This is a genomic window from Clostridium sp., assembly GCF_036646415.1.
In the GTDB taxonomy this organism is placed as follows: domain Bacteria; phylum Bacillota; class Clostridia; order Clostridiales; family Clostridiaceae; genus Clostridium_J.
Genome location: NZ_JAVXMF010000019.1, coordinates 42,623 through 57,365 on the forward strand (window position 1 = coordinate 42,623; position 14,743 = coordinate 57,365).

Genomic DNA, 14,743 nt, shown 5'->3' on the forward strand with positions numbered 1-14,743 from the left:
ACATAGCCCATTCGACTAAAATATAGTATTCTTTAACAGCAATGGGAGAATAATAAATATAATATAAAAAGATTTGGTACTAAAGGGAGTTGAGTTGATGAAAGAAGTCATAGTAGTTGGTGCTGGTATAGGGGGACTTTGTACGGCTATAAGATTATTAAATAAAGGTTATAAAGTAACTATATTTGAAAAAGAAAATACTATAGGTGGTAAAGTTAATATAAAGAGTAACAAAGGAGCATCCTTTGACCTAACAGCTTCAATATTAATGACACCCGATATATATACTGAAATTTTTCAATCAGTAGGAAAAAACTATAAAGATTATATAGAATTAGAAAAGTTAGATCCAATATATAGAGTAGATTATTATGATGGTACCACATATAATTTTTACAATGATTTAAGAGATATGATAAATGTTTTAGAAGATATGCAGAAGGGATTATCTATAGAATATCTAGACTTTTTATACAATTCATATAAAAAGTATTTACTAAGTAAAGAATATTTCTTGAATAAACCAATGATAAATAAAGGTGAAATTATAAACCTAAAAAGTATAAAAAGGTTATTGAATATAAGTCCCATTACTAATGTAGATAAGTATATTTCAAGTAAAATAAGCAACCAAAAACTAAGAGAATATCTAATATTTCAATCTATGTACATAGGCTCTAATCCATTTACTACAGCTAATTTATATACATTAATACCAGCAATATCACATACTTATGGACTTTGGTATATTAAAGGAGGATTTTATAAATATATTATTGCTTTAGAGAAATTAATATATGATTTAGGCGGAAGGATTGAAGTAGGAAAAGAAGTTCAGGAGATAATAGTAGAGAAAAATATTGCTAAAGGAATAGTAGTAGATAATAAAATTTACACTTCTGATATAGTGATTTGTAATGCTGATTTTCCATACGCTACTAAAAATTTATTTAAAAATGATATAGATGAAGGACTATATAAAACAGAAGATATAGATAAGGAAGATTACTCATGTTCCATATTTATTATTTATTTAGGACTTAAGAAAAAATATGAAGACTTGAAGGTGCATAACATTTATATAAGTAAAAGCTTTAGAGAAAGTATAGAGGCTCCATTCAAAGGAAAGTTGCCTGAAAATCCATCATTATATTTATATTCTCCAAGTGTTCAAGATGATGATGTATGTGGAGAATATAAACAAATTTTGAATGTAGTTGTAAGAGTACCCAATCTAACATTTAAAGATGTTATATGGGATAAAGATACTATATCAAAATTTAGAGATATTGCAATTAATGAACTAAAATCAATAAAAGACCTAGGAGATATAGAAGAAAATATAGAATATGAAGATTATTTAACGCCAATTGATTTAAAAGAAAGATTTAATTCTTATAATGGAACTGCATTTGGACTAAGTCATAAGTTAAGCCAAACCATTTATTTTAGACCCCATATTAAATCTAAAAATGTAGATGGATTATATTTTATAGGATCATCAACGCATCCAGGAAATGGTGTCTCTGTAATAATAGATGGAAGCAAACTTGTGCAACAAAAGATAGAGGAAGATTATGAAAAAGGTATTTAAGGTAATTAATGTTATAATTTTAGTAGTATTTGCTGGCTACGATGAAGAACAATTTAACTTAGCATAAAATCAAGTATAAGTAGGCAATAAGATTAACATAATAATATATATATATATATATATATATATATATAATAAAGCCTCCTAAGAATTTTAATATTCTTAGGAGGCTTTGCTACAATAATATTTATGTTTGTAATGTGATATTACCGTATAAAAATAATGTAAATATAGGTATAATAAGTATATGAATAAATAGGAAAGAAATGGGGATGCATAGATAATAATTTAATTTTGTATCCTCATAAATGGCTTATGGAATCTAAGGTGTGGTTAGAAGACTATTGTAATTCATATTAATTGGAGGTTAATAATCATGAACAATCAAAGTGAAATAAATAAGAAAGCTTGGAATCAGAATGCTTATAAAGCCTGGGTTACTTGCATTGGAGAGCCTAGTATTGTTGCCAAGGATATGATAAATAACCCACAGACTTATTTACGTAGATATTTAGAGTTTTTAGGAGATGTTAGAGAAAAGAAAATAGTAAATTTACTTGGATCTAGTGGTAAAAAAGCTATTCCACTGTCAATACTTGGAGCTGAGGTAACGGTGGTGGATATTTCAGATGATAATAAAAGATATGCAACGGAGGTAGCCAACAGCGCAAAGGTAGATTTAAATTATATAGTATCAGACTTTATAGAACTAGATATTGAGAATATGAGGCAAAGTTTTGATATAGCTTTTTTAGAAGGTGGTATACTTCATTATTTTTCTGATTTAAATGTATTTGCAGGGAAGATATATGAGTTGCTTAAATTTGGAGGAAAGTTAGTATTAAATGATTTTCATCCCATAAGAAAGATATTTAAATGTAGAAATATTTTTGATGAAAGTGCTGATGCCTTAGAAATTACAGGAGATTATTTTCAAAGTGAATTAGAAGTAGGTGATGTGGCTTATAAAAACATACTTAATTCCATAGGGGAAGAAGATACCTTAGATTGTCTCCTACGCTACTATACTATGGGAGAAATTATAACTTCTTTTGCAGCTGTTGGTTTTGTTATAGAAAAACTAGTGGAAGGACCAAGGTTTGATTCTCATAAGAATATTCCAGGAGACTTTACCTTAGTTGCTTCAAAATTAAAAGTAGATAGATAAATATGGTATATTTTATTTATATAAGGACGTAGTTTGAAAAGAATATTTAAAAGAGGTATGAAATTTAGAGTTAATCTTTATTTCATACCTTTTTATATATGGTAGTTCAGTTTATGTGTTATATATTTTTAATTTAATTTATTAATTATATTTGAAAATTGTTTAACTATAGATCCTAAAGATTCTAAATCTTCCGGGGATAGAGTTGACATTTTTTCTTCTAACAAACGCTTAGCTAATTGCTTTCTAGATTCAAATAGTTCTTGAGCTTTATCTGTAATGTCTACTCTAAGAACTCTTCTATCATTTGGATCTTCATATCTAATAACATATCCCTCTTCAATAAGTTTATCAATTATAGGAGTCATGTTTGGTTTTGAAATTGATAAATCCTTAGCTATTTGAGAAACTGGTGATGAACCAGTGTGGGATAAATAACAAATAACCTTAACATGAGAAGGTGGGATAGGTAAACTTTTAATAAACTCCTCAGGCTTAATTACCTTTTTATGAAATTGTACTATTAGGGTAAATAGATCATCTGATATTTTAGTTAGATTTTTATTATCCATTTCCATTCTCCTTAATTTGTATATTTAAATTTTCATTTTTTCATTTTATAATATTTTAAATTTAGCATAAACAGCTATCTATAAGTATTTTCACACAACATATATTAAACAGTATTTTACAATTAAACACAAGTCAAATTTAATATTATTTTTATAGAATTTATACTGGAACTAAATTTAATATGTGAACTCTTTGTTACTTTTAATTCATATGAAACAAAATATATTGACTTATAATAGTTATAAATTTATAATAATTATATTATAATAAATAATATAAAAATAAAATTAATATAAATTCATAAATTTTTCTTACAATATTATTATAATTAATTATAGGAACAATTGCAAATATCATAGGAAATTGAACATACTATTGATAGTTGCAATTATAATACAGAGAAATAAAATTTATTATTGAAATTATTTTTAGTTGTAGAAGCAAATTTATTTTATTAAGGGGAGTGAGGGAAAAATGTTTAAGTTGATTAAATACTTAAAGAATTCAGTAGTACCAATTATAATGATAATTGGACTTTTAATTGTTCAGGCAGTCTGTGATCTTTCTTTGCCAGATTATACATCTAACATAGTCAATGTTGGAATTCAGCAAGGTGGTGTTGAGAATGTAGCACCAGAGGTAATTAGAGAGAGTGAGCTAGATAAGCTAGAGCTATTTATAAGTGAGGAGGATAAACTTCAGATAAAGAGTAATTATACCCTACTTTCTAAGGATACTCTTAGTGAAGAGGAGTTCGATAAATATGTAAAAAAATATCCAGCTCTTGAAACAGACAAAATTTATAAGATAACGGTTAAGAAAAAGGATAACGAAGTTATCGAAAAATTAAATAATATATTTAGTAAGCCTATGGTAATGGTAGAAACTTTTGAGGGTAATAGTGATACCTCTAAGGAAATGAAAGCCGGAATTGTGGCACAGTTTCCACCTAATATGGGGATAGATGAGAATACAGATCTTTTAGCTGTATTTGCACAAATGCCCAAAGACGAACTAGATGGTATTACTGATAAGTTTGAGGAGAATTTTAAAGAGCTACCTAACACTATGATAAATCAAGCAGCTATGTCGTATGTGAAAGGTGAATATAAGGAAATTGGTATAAATACTGATAGAATGCAAACAAATTATATTTTGTACTCAGGTGGATTAATGATACTTATAGCACTTGTAAGCATGGCAGCTGCAGTTACTGTAGGATATTTAGGTGCAAGAGTTGCAGCATCCCTTGGAAGAAATCTTAGAAGTCGAGTATTTACTAAGGTTGTTGGGTTTTCGAATACAGAGTTAGATAAGTTTTCAACAGCATCCTTAATAACTCGTAGTACTAATGATATACAACAAATTCAGATGCTTATGGTAATGCTACTTAGAATTGTATTCTATGCACCAATCTTAGGAATTGGTGGAGTTATAAAGGTTCTTAATACAGAAACTTCAATGGCTTGGATTATAGGATTAGCAGTTGTAATTATCCTAGGTATTGTAATTTCATTATTCTCAGTTGTAATTCCTAAATTTAAAAGAGTTCAAAACCTTGTAGATAAGGTGAATCTAGTAACTCGTGAAATACTTACTGGAATGATGGTAATTCGTGCATTTGGAACAGAAAGACACGAGGAGAAGAGATTCGATAATGCAAATAAAGATTTAACAAAAACAAATCTTTTCGTAAATCGTACCATGGCATTAATGATGCCAACTATGATGTTGGTGATGAATGGAATTACTATATTAATAGTATGGAATGGAGCACACAGTATTGATGCGGGAACTATGCAAGTTGGAGATATGATGGCATTTATACAATATGCAATGCAAATTATCATGTCTTTCCTAATGATTTCAATGGTATCTGTAATGCTTCCTAGAGCTGCAGTTTCAGCAGGGCGTATAGATGAGGTGCTATCTACAGATTTTATGGTTAATGATCCTAAGGAACCTGTAAAATTTAAAGACGATAAAAAAGGAGTACTTCAATTTAAAAATGTTGCATTTAGATATCCAAATGCAGAAGAGGATGTACTAAGCAATATTACATTTACTGCAAGCCCAGGTAAAACAACAGCTTTTATAGGTAGTACAGGAAGTGGAAAAACCACACTTATTAACTTGATTCCAAGATTTTACGATGTAACTCAGGGTGAAGTACTACTAGATGGAGTAAATATAAAGGATGTAACTCAACATGAACTTAGAGAAAAAATAGGATATGTACCTCAAAAGGGTGTATTATTCGCAGGAACTATTGAAAGTAATTTAAAGTATGGGAAAAATGATCTTTCAGTAGAAGAAATGGAAAAGGCAGCGGAAATTGCTCAAGCTAAAGAATTTATATCTTCAAGTGTAGAAGGTTTTAAGACAGATATATCTCAAGGTGGAACAAATGTATCTGGTGGACAAAAGCAAAGACTTTCTATTGCAAGGGCAATAGCTAAGGATCCAGAGGTTTATATTTTTGATGATAGCTTCTCTGCTTTAGATTTTAAAACAGATGCTGCACTACGTAAGGCTTTAAAACATGATATTTTAGATAGTACAGTTCTAATAGTAGCTCAAAGAATAAGTACAATTTTACATGCAGATCAAATTGTAGTTCTTGAGGAAGGTAAGATTGCAGGTATTGGAACTCATAATGAGCTTATGGAAACCTGTGATGTGTATAAACAAATAGCTCTATCACAACTTTCAAAGGAGGAGTTAGCTCATGAGTAAAGATCAAACTATGAAAAAAGGACCTGGAAGAGGACCTATGGGCGGCGGACCGATGATGGGTGGTGGAGAAAAGCCTAAAAACTTTAAAGAAACTATTAAAAAACTTGGGAATTATCTAAAACCTTTTACTTTAGCTATTATAATTGTTGTAATATTTGCCATTGGAAGTGCAGCTTTCTCTATAGTGGGACCTAAGATTTTGGGAAAGGCAACTACAAATATCTTTGAAGGTTTAGTTAGCAAGATTACAGGAGAGGGAGTAGGGATAGATTTCACTTATATTGGTAGAATTCTAATAATCCTTTTAGTTCTATATATAATTAGTACATTATTCTCCTTTGTTCAAGGGTTTATAATGTCAGGAGTTTCTCAAAAGGTTTCTTATAATCTTAGAAAAGAAATTTCAGAAAAGATTAATCGTATGCCACTTAAATACTTTGATAGCAAAACTCATGGAGAGGTTTTATCAAGGGTAACTAATGATGTAGACACAGTGAGTCAAAACTTAAATCAAAGCATGACTCAAGTTATTACTTCAATTACGACTTTAATTGGAGTACTTATAATGATGATATCTATTAGCTGGGCAATGACTCTTGCAGCCTTACTAATACTTCCATTATCTATATTAATGATATCTTTAGTGGTAAAGAAATCTCAAAAACATTTTAAATCTCAACAAGAGTATTTAGGTCATGTTAATGGTGAAGTTGAAGAGGTTTATGGAGGACATAATATAGTAAAGGCATTCAATGGAGAAGAAGATGCTATATCTGAGTTTAATAAGCTAAATGATAAATTATATGATTCTGCTTGGAAATCTCAATTTTTATCAGGAATGATGATGCCTATTATGACTTTTATAGGAAACTTAGGTTATGTTGTGGTATCGATACTAGGCGGATGGCTTGCTATTAAAGGAACTATTAAGGTTGGAGATATTCAATCTTTCATTCAGTATGTAAGATCATTTTCCCAACCTATTGCACAATCAGCTCAGGTTGCAAACCTTATGCAATCCACTGTAGCTGCAGCGGAGAGAGTATTTGAGTTCTTAGCAGAGGAAGAAGAAGTGCAATTTGCAGAGAACCCTGTAAGGATTAAGAGAGATTTTATTCAATCAGAATATAAAGATATAAAAGAGGATACTACTCTTTCAAGAGGAAGAAATGAAGCTAATGAAGATGGCGAAGAAATCCAGGGTGAGGTAGCATTTGAAAATGTTCATTTCGGATATAGTGAAGATAAAATTATCATAAATGATTTCACAGCTAAGGTTAAACCAGGACAAAAGGTTGCCATAGTTGGACCTACTGGAGCCGGAAAGACCACTATGATTAAGCTTCTAATGAGATTCTATGATGTAAATAGTGGAGAGATTTTAATTGATGGTCACAATGTGGAAGACTTTAATCGTGAAGATCTTCGTAGTATTTTTGGAATGGTACTTCAAGATACTTGGCTATTCAATGGTTCTATTAGGGAAAATATAAGATATGGAAAACTAGGTGCCAGTGATGAAGATGTTATAAAAGCTGCAAAGGCAGCTCACGTAGACCACTTTGTGAAAACTCTTCCAGATGGTTATAATATGGTTCTTAATGAGGAAGCCAACAATGTATCAGCAGGGCAAAAACAACTATTAACAATAGCTCGTGCAATCCTTGCAGATCCTAAGATTTTAATTCTAGATGAGGCTACTAGCTCCGTTGATACTCGTACAGAAGTGTTAATTCAAAAGGCTATGGAGAATCTTATGCAGGGCAGAACTAGTTTTATCATAGCACATAGACTATCTACAATAAGAGATGCTGACCTAATCCTTGTAATGAAGGATGGAGATATTGTAGAACAAGGAAACCATAAGGAATTATTAAAAGCAGATGGATTCTATGCATCATTATATAATAGCCAATTTGAAAATAAAGAAGAGGTTAGTTAGAAAGTAAGTTCATATATAGCAAACAATAAAAGGTGACTCTTAAGAGCCACCTTTTATTGTTGACTAACATTAATAAAATATTATTGATATCATTTTTTTCTAATTATGCTATAAACATTTATTGATCCATATATTACAAAAGGTGTTAATAAAATTATTAAAATTAACTTCAACTTACTAATATCATGTGTTCTTTCATAACCAGTAGAAACTACTTCTATTGAATCACTGTGAATATCCATATCTCCACCGTGATCTTTGCAAGCTCTATTAAAAACTCCTTTAATCCTTACCGTATCTCCAATGTTATGATAATCTCCATAATATTTAATGATTTCTCCATACGTAGTTTTCAAATAAATTCCCATGGCGGAGGTCCCATCGTTTATATTAACAAAAGAATGCTCACCTCTTTCTAAAAGTTCACCAATAGCTTCACCTTGAATGATTACAACTTTAGAGTTATATTCCTTAGCATTATCAATAAGTTCATTAACAGGAGTTATAACTTCACTAGCCAGTGCAGTTAATGAAGAAAAAAGCACTGCAATAATTGTAAATAATATTATCTTATATATCTTACACATAACTTTTTAATTCCTCCTATAAAATATCCTATTAATGCAAATATAGAAATAAACTCTAATCTACCTAGATACATAACAATAATATAACAAATTTTTAATGGTATAGGCATTGTTATAGAAGTTACCCCGATAGATAAACCAACGTTTCCAGCTACAGAAGCTGCCTCAAAGGCTGACTCTATAAGTGTGTATCCATAATATGTCCCAAGTAGAGTTGCAACGATAAACATTGTAATATAACAAAGTATTATTAGCATTGAAGATTTTACTAAGGAATTATCCAAAATTATATCCTTAATATGATGAACCTTTGTAGTTAATAGCTTTTTATCAGAACTAAGAGTTCTTTTCATATCTGCAATTATTCCTTTAAAAACAATTCCAACCCTTAGACCCTTAAAGCCACCAGCAGTGGAGCATGCACTACCTCCAATAAGCATTGCAATTATCATAATTAAAATTGCAAAATCTCCCCACTCAAATAGTAATTGTCTAGCATATAGGTTACCAAATCCAGTAGTTGTATGTGCAGATAAAAGTTGATAAGCTCCTTTTCTAAATAAAGAAACTGCATCTCCATATACACCAGATTTTGATAAAAACATTACTAATAGTGCTGTAAGAATAAAAGATGTTATAAAGAAACTTTGAACCTCAATATTCTTAAACATTTCCTTTTTATTTCCCTTTATAACAGTAAAGTGAAGTCCGAAATTTAATGAACCTATAATGAAAAATACCATTGTAATTATTTCATATGAAAAACTATGATAGTACAATATATTTTGTGACATTGGTGCAAAACCACCTGTACTCCAACTTGATGCAAATATAAATAATCCATGCATAAATGAATTAGAAGGAGATAGCCCTATAATTACACCATTAATTGTAAGGGCTAATGTACCAATTATTAAATATATCATACTAATTTTCCAAATGGCCTTTGTTGTTCCCTTAATATTAGGTAAAAGTCCGATGTCCTTTCCTTCCCCTACATACATCTTATATCCACCTGAAAAATTCTTAATTAATATAGACAGTGCTAATACTACCATACCTTGTCCACCGACAAATGTTAATATATGTCTCCACATATTAATTCCAAAAGGCATATGATCTAAATCTTGCATAAGAAGAACTCCAGTTGTAGTGAAGCCACTCATTACGTCAAAACATGCATCTAAATAAGACTTTGCATGTCCACTGAAAACAAATGGAAGAGCACATAAAAGCATTAAAAGTAGCCAGGAATAAGAGGCAATAATAAGCCCATGTTTCCATTCGATTTTAGTGTTTGCCTTTTCACTTTTACCTAAAAGAATAAGAGTAAAGGCAATAAATAATCCAATAAATAAAGCTAGAATAAAATCTACAAGTGAACTCCACTCCTTATAAAAAACAGTCACAATAATGGGTATAATCATCAATGTAATTGTTCCTAATATAATAATTCCAGCATAATAGTTTATAACTTTAAAATCCTTTAAATATTTCTCGCTCATTTTATCAACCTAAAAAGCTTAAAAGAAAAATTACTATAATATACCCACACACAACTAGCATTTCAAATAATATACCTTTAAAAAATTCCGAATATTTTACCATTATTACCATCTCCATAAATAGATTTCCTCAATATATGAGATTCACTGATATTTGTCATTAATACCACAGTATCTTCAACTAAGATTTTAGTATTTCCCCTAGGGTAGATAATCTCATTTCCCCGTAAAACTGAAGCAATTATACAATCCTTGGGTAAAATCAATTTATTTATATAAGTATTTGTCCAATAGGACTTTTTATCTATATATGCTTCAATTATTACCATTTCACCTCTATCCAAGGTTTTTACAATTTTAAAGTCATCGTCTACAAGTTCATTCTCAATTAATGTTGAAATAACCTCTGTACTACAAACAGTAGATGTTATACCAAGCTTATTAAACAATTGCCTATTTTTAGGATTATTAATTCTTGCAATAGCACTTTTAATAGAGAAATTAAGTTTGGTCATTTGACAAATAATCAAATTCTCCTCATCCTTACCTGTAACTGCGGCAACAACAGTATTTGAGCCTTCAATTGCTTCTGCTAAATCTTCTAGATTTGAACCATCACCACATATTACATCAATGTCTAATTCATTAGATATTTTCTCGCATATATCGTAGTCCTTTTCTATTAAAGTTATTGAACATCCAATATCTAAAAGATTTTTTATTAAATAATAACCAACCTTACCGCCACCAATTACAACTGCTCGCATCTTATATCCTCCTTTAGATTTCCAATAGCTAACTTTACTGGGTTAATAGTTTTAATACCTAAGGAATCATAAATGTGAGCTCTGTCATCATTAAATACCCGTCCAATTACAGTTGGAACATTATAAATATTTTGTGCTATTTCACAAGCAACAATATTTATATTATCATTTTGAGTCAGTGCAAGTAGTGTGTCTGCTTCATTAATACCAGCTTCTTCTAACAAGTCAATATCAATTTCAACTCCATTTAATATTTTTCCGTTAAACCCTGAACCTAGGTTGTCTGTTTTTTCTTTATTTCTATCTATTACACATATATCATGAGATGTTTCAGCTAAATCTTGAGCTAATCTACTTCCCATTTTTCCACATCCAATAATAATTATATACATTTTAAATTACACCCCTTTCTAAAAATTTATATAGAGTTTCTTTAGCATAGCAATTAATATCTATTACATCAGAAATTCCAATGGAAGTGAAAATATTCAGGTTATTGGAATTGTTAATTGATGTAATGATTTTTTTTGTATGGTAAAAAGTCTTACAAATCTTTGCCATATAGAAATTAAACTGATCTTTTGGCGTAAGAATCACTACTACATCTGCCCGTTTAAGTAAATAATTATTAAAAACATCTGAAAATAATGGTGAAAGATCCTTTGGGGAAATTACATTGGAAAAATCCAAATTTAAATCTTCTAAATACTCTTTATACAAATTAATAAATTTATATTCACTAATAAAAACAACAAACAAATCAGTTACCCTCCTTAGATAGTGTTTCAAAAAAATCTTGAATATATAAATTTCTATCTCCATGATTGGATAATTTTTTTAATGATTTAGAATTATACACAACTTGTACATTATCTAAAGATTTCAAAGTTTCTTCAATCATTAAATTTAAATAATCATCCTCTGTTATTATAAAAACATTTAACAACATAGATTTAGAGGCCTTGTCTAATATCTGTTTCATATTAGTTATATCAACTTGATAGTAATAGAGAAATTTATTTTTTATTTCAATTTGTTCTGGAGACTTACTATCAATTAAAAAGACTATCTTCTCTTTAAATATAAGTGATTTAATTAAGTTGATACTTGAGTTATTGTAACCTATAATTAAGCTATACATAATATTACCTTCCTACGCAAATTTTATTACTTACTAAGTTTAATACCATTTGATATAAATATCAAAGTTGGATTAAAGTACTATTAAGAATTCTCCATACTTCAGAAATTCAAATTTAAAAATTAGATTGCTAAATCTTAGCTTTACTATAAATTACTAAGTTTTACGGTGACAATTAAAATCGGAGGGAAAACTATGATTAAAACTTTAAATGGAAAACTCTCGCTTATTTATATTGTTATAATCCTAGCAATGGCATTTCTAGGAGTAGTTTCAGTTAGAAACTTAATTACAATTTCAAATGATATAAACGGGCTTTTAACTAATAATTATAAAAGTATTCAAGCTGTTGAAAATATGAAAGATGCATTGCATAATCAACAACAGGGCTTAGTTCTTTACTTATCAGGAGATAAAGAACTAGGAATAGAAGAATATTCTAAAAATAATTCTTTATTTTTAGACAATTTTTACTTTGAAAAAAACAATATAACTGAAGATGGTGAAATTGAATATGTAACTAGCCTCGATACATCATATTTTCAATATACACAGAATTTTTTCACCTTAACAGAAATTATTCAAAGTAATGATAAAGAATTTGCATATAAATTTTTCTTTAATGAAATTAAAGTTAGTTATGATGTGATTATAAAAAATCTAGATAACATAAGTAACTTAAATGAAACAATGATGATTAATTCAAAAACTAGAGTTGAGAATAAAACAGAGATTATAATAAATACAACAATAATTTTTACTCTAATTTCAATATTAATTTCATTCTTCTTATCAAGGCATTTTCTTAAAATGATATTATATCCATTAAATAACATCATTGATGCTATAAAGGATATAAAAACTAACTCCACATATAAAGAACTAGAAATAACAACCAAAGATGAACTTGGGGAATTAACTAATCAATTTAACCTAATGGCAAAAAGAATTGAAAGCTTTGAAAAAAGTACATTAGGTCAAATATTAAAGGAAAGAAATAATTCAAATTCCATATTAAAAAGTATAGATTCACCAATGGTGGTTATTGACAAGTATTATAAAGTTACTATGGTTAATGAAAATTTTATTGAAGCCTTTGACATTAATGATGAGAAACCTGAAGGACGATATTTAACGCATTTAGTTAATGATAGAAGTTTTTTTTCCATTATATACGATATTACATTGAATAACTGTCAAGGTGATTTCTTGAATATTATTACTTTGAAAAATCAAAATGGAGACATACTATATTACAATATATCAATTAGAGAAATTAAAGAGGAAGATCTTCAAGCTGGTTATGTAATTTTATTAAAGGATGTAACTCATTTAAAGGAAATAGAACAAATTAGTAAAGATTTCTTTGCAACAATTTCACACGAATTTAAAACTCCATTAACTTCGATTATGATTGGTACCGGTCTGTTAGAAAGTAGTAAAATGGGTAATTTAAGTGAGGAACAAAGAAAAATATTAAATACAATTAAAGAGGATGGAGAAAGGCTAAACTTACTTGTTTCAAATATGCTTTTGTTATCAAAACTGGAATCTTCAACTGAAATTTATAAAAAAGAGTATAACTCTGTTGAAGATTTAATAGAAACTTCAGTATCTAGCAATAAGGGGATTGCAGATTATAGTGGAATTATTCTTGAATACCATGTAGATGTAAATGTAAAACCGATATCTTGTGATGGTGAGAAATTAGTATGGGTGCTTAACAATTTGATAATAAACGCTATTAGACACTGTAAAGATGGAGATTTAATTTCTATAAGAGGCTTCTTAAAAGATAATATATTAAATATAACAGTAACTGATACCGGTGTTGGAATCTTAAAAGATAATACTGAAAAAATATTTGATAAATATACTCAATTAACTAATAAGGATATTAAAAATAACTCTGGTCTTGGACTTTGGATATGCAAAGACATAATAACTGCTCATGATGGACAAATATCATGCGAAAGTGATTTAGGTGAAGGGGCAACATTTACAATTATTATTCCATATAATTAGGAGGTACTATGAAAAAAGCACTTGTAGTTGATGATACTAAAAATATAAGGAAATTATTGAAAACATCTTTAGAATTAAATGAATATCTTGTTACTGAGGCTCAAAATGGAGTAGCTGCAATAGAAATATTATCTAGGGAAAACTTTGATTTGATTTTTTTAGATGTTAAAATGCCAACATTAAGTGGCACAGAAGTGTTAAAAAGAATTCGAGAAGATGGAATATTTTCTACAGTGATAATTATGACAGCTTTTCCAACAGTTAAAAATGCTGTGGACTGCACTAAATTAGGCGCTGTTGAATATTTACTTAAGCCATTTACTATAGACAAAATTAATTCCCTAGTATATAGATTAAATAACTTTAATGAAGACAACAAAGTACTTGAAAATATAATAAAGGGAGTATCAAAGCTGATGTACCTAAAGAAATATGAGGATTCAATACTTCTATTAAATAAAGCATTATCAATAGAGGCAACGAATTCAGAAGTATATAAGCTACTTTCAGAATGTTATGAAGGCATGGGTGATAATACTAATAGAGATAAGTTCTTAAATTGTTACAATGCATTTAAGAAATAATGTGCAACCGACATATTTTAGGTTTAAAGTAGGCAAGTTTCCTAGGACCTTTGCATTATGATATGCTCCCTTTATAGTAGACAGTTAAAATAATAAAACTGTTTCTATAAAGGGGGCATTT

Annotated in this window: 13 protein-coding genes; 6 read left to right on the forward strand and 7 right to left on the reverse strand. The window is 29.0% G+C overall.

Translation table 11 applies throughout. From position 1 onward, the window contains the following. Positions 1-97: 97 nt before the first annotated feature. Together crtI and RSD37_RS12360 are read left to right on the forward strand one after the other, a co-directional pair. Positions 98-1,594 (forward strand): phytoene desaturase family protein, encoded by a 1,497-nt coding sequence (gene crtI / locus RSD37_RS12355; protein WP_346947047.1) that lies wholly within the window; start codon positions 98-100, stop codon positions 1,592-1,594. 376 nt (positions 1,595-1,970) lie between these two features. Beyond that, positions 1,971-2,762 carry a methyltransferase domain-containing protein gene (locus tag RSD37_RS12360; protein WP_346947048.1) on the forward strand — a complete coding sequence of 264 codons (792 nt, stop codon included), beginning with the start codon at positions 1,971-1,973 and terminating at the stop codon, positions 2,760-2,762. A gap of 128 nt (positions 2,763-2,890) precedes the next feature. On the opposite strand, the gene RSD37_RS12365 is transcribed toward RSD37_RS12360, so the two are convergent. Next, entirely contained in the window at positions 2,891-3,334 is a 444-nt protein-coding gene (locus tag RSD37_RS12365; protein ID WP_346947049.1) for a MarR family transcriptional regulator, read from the reverse strand. A gap of 475 nt (positions 3,335-3,809) precedes the next feature. On the opposite strand from RSD37_RS12365, the gene RSD37_RS12370 reads away from it, so the two are divergent. Continuing rightward, a complete protein-coding gene (locus tag RSD37_RS12370; RefSeq protein WP_346947050.1) occupies positions 3,810-6,071 on the forward strand; it encodes an ABC transporter ATP-binding protein in 2,262 nt (753 codons plus the stop codon). Further along, positions 6,064-8,013, forward strand: a complete 1,950-nt coding sequence (locus RSD37_RS12375) for an ABC transporter ATP-binding protein (protein ID WP_346947051.1) — start codon at positions 6,064-6,066, stop codon at positions 8,011-8,013. The genes RSD37_RS12370 and RSD37_RS12375 overlap by 8 nt, the downstream gene beginning before the upstream one ends. 89 nt (positions 8,014-8,102) lie before the next feature. Here the strand turns inward: RSD37_RS12375 and RSD37_RS12380 are convergent, their stop codons facing one another. The 6 genes from RSD37_RS12380 to RSD37_RS12405 form a co-directional block, all read right to left on the reverse strand. Further along, a complete protein-coding gene (locus RSD37_RS12380) occupies positions 8,103-8,600 on the reverse strand; it encodes a hypothetical protein (protein WP_346947052.1) in 498 nt (165 codons plus the stop codon). Further along, positions 8,579-10,105, reverse strand: coding sequence for a potassium transporter TrkG (locus tag RSD37_RS12385; protein WP_346947053.1), 1,527 nt, complete (start codon positions 10,103-10,105; stop codon positions 8,579-8,581). The genes RSD37_RS12380 and RSD37_RS12385 overlap by 22 nt, the downstream gene beginning before the upstream one ends. 77 nt (positions 10,106-10,182) lie before the next feature. Next, positions 10,183-10,872: a TrkA family potassium uptake protein gene (locus RSD37_RS12390; RefSeq protein WP_346947054.1), complete on the reverse strand. Its 690-nt coding sequence runs from the start codon at positions 10,870-10,872 to the stop codon at positions 10,183-10,185. After that, a complete protein-coding gene (locus RSD37_RS12395) occupies positions 10,857-11,264 on the reverse strand; it encodes a TrkA family potassium uptake protein (protein WP_346947055.1) in 408 nt (135 codons plus the stop codon). Before RSD37_RS12395 ends, RSD37_RS12390 begins: the two co-directional genes overlap by 16 nt. Before the next feature lies 1 nt (position 11,265). After that, positions 11,266-11,631 carry an NAD-binding protein gene (locus RSD37_RS12400; protein WP_346947056.1) on the reverse strand — a complete coding sequence of 122 codons (366 nt, stop codon included), beginning with the start codon at positions 11,629-11,631 and terminating at the stop codon, positions 11,266-11,268. Position 11,632: 1 nt separating this feature from the next. Then, positions 11,633-12,013: an NAD-binding protein gene (locus RSD37_RS12405; RefSeq protein ID WP_346947057.1), complete on the reverse strand. Its 381-nt coding sequence runs from the start codon at positions 12,011-12,013 to the stop codon at positions 11,633-11,635. 195 nt (positions 12,014-12,208) lie between these two features. Between RSD37_RS12405 and RSD37_RS12410 the strand changes: the two genes are divergently transcribed. Together RSD37_RS12410 and RSD37_RS12415 are read left to right on the forward strand one after the other, a co-directional pair. Next, on the forward strand, positions 12,209-14,038 hold the full coding sequence (locus RSD37_RS12410; RefSeq protein WP_346947058.1) for an ATP-binding protein: 1,830 nt from the start codon (positions 12,209-12,211) through the stop codon (positions 14,036-14,038). Between the two features lie 8 nt (positions 14,039-14,046). Further along, positions 14,047-14,622 (forward strand): response regulator, encoded by a 576-nt coding sequence (locus RSD37_RS12415; protein WP_346947059.1) that lies wholly within the window; start codon positions 14,047-14,049, stop codon positions 14,620-14,622. The last annotated feature ends 121 nt before the right edge of the window (positions 14,623-14,743 follow it).

Excerpts from the sequence above, each read along its gene's own strand:
- RSD37_RS12415 (WP_346947059.1), top strand. The coding sequence starts at position 14,047 with ATGAAAAAAGCACTTGTAGTTGATGATACTAAAAATATAAGGAAATTA.
- RSD37_RS12365 (WP_346947049.1), bottom strand. The coding sequence starts at position 3,334 with ATGGATAATAAAAATCTAACTAAAATATCAGATGATCTATTTACCCTA.
- RSD37_RS12360 (WP_346947048.1), top strand. The coding sequence starts at position 1,971 with ATGAACAATCAAAGTGAAATAAATAAGAAAGCTTGGAATCAGAATGCT.
- RSD37_RS12375 (WP_346947051.1), top strand. The coding sequence starts at position 6,064 with ATGAGTAAAGATCAAACTATGAAAAAAGGACCTGGAAGAGGACCTATG.
- crtI (WP_346947047.1), top strand. The coding sequence starts at position 98 with ATGAAAGAAGTCATAGTAGTTGGTGCTGGTATAGGGGGACTTTGTACG.
- RSD37_RS12410 (WP_346947058.1), top strand. The coding sequence starts at position 12,209 with ATGATTAAAACTTTAAATGGAAAACTCTCGCTTATTTATATTGTTATA.
- RSD37_RS12385 (WP_346947053.1), bottom strand. The coding sequence starts at position 10,105 with ATGAGCGAGAAATATTTAAAGGATTTTAAAGTTATAAACTATTATGCT.
- RSD37_RS12405 (WP_346947057.1), bottom strand. The coding sequence starts at position 12,013 with ATGTATAGCTTAATTATAGGTTACAATAACTCAAGTATCAACTTAATT.
- RSD37_RS12380 (WP_346947052.1), bottom strand. The coding sequence starts at position 8,600 with ATGTGTAAGATATATAAGATAATATTATTTACAATTATTGCAGTGCTT.
- RSD37_RS12370 (WP_346947050.1), top strand. The coding sequence starts at position 3,810 with ATGTTTAAGTTGATTAAATACTTAAAGAATTCAGTAGTACCAATTATA.
- RSD37_RS12395 (WP_346947055.1), bottom strand. The coding sequence starts at position 11,264 with ATGTATATAATTATTATTGGATGTGGAAAAATGGGAAGTAGATTAGCT.
- RSD37_RS12390 (WP_346947054.1), bottom strand. The coding sequence starts at position 10,872 with ATGCGAGCAGTTGTAATTGGTGGCGGTAAGGTTGGTTATTATTTAATA.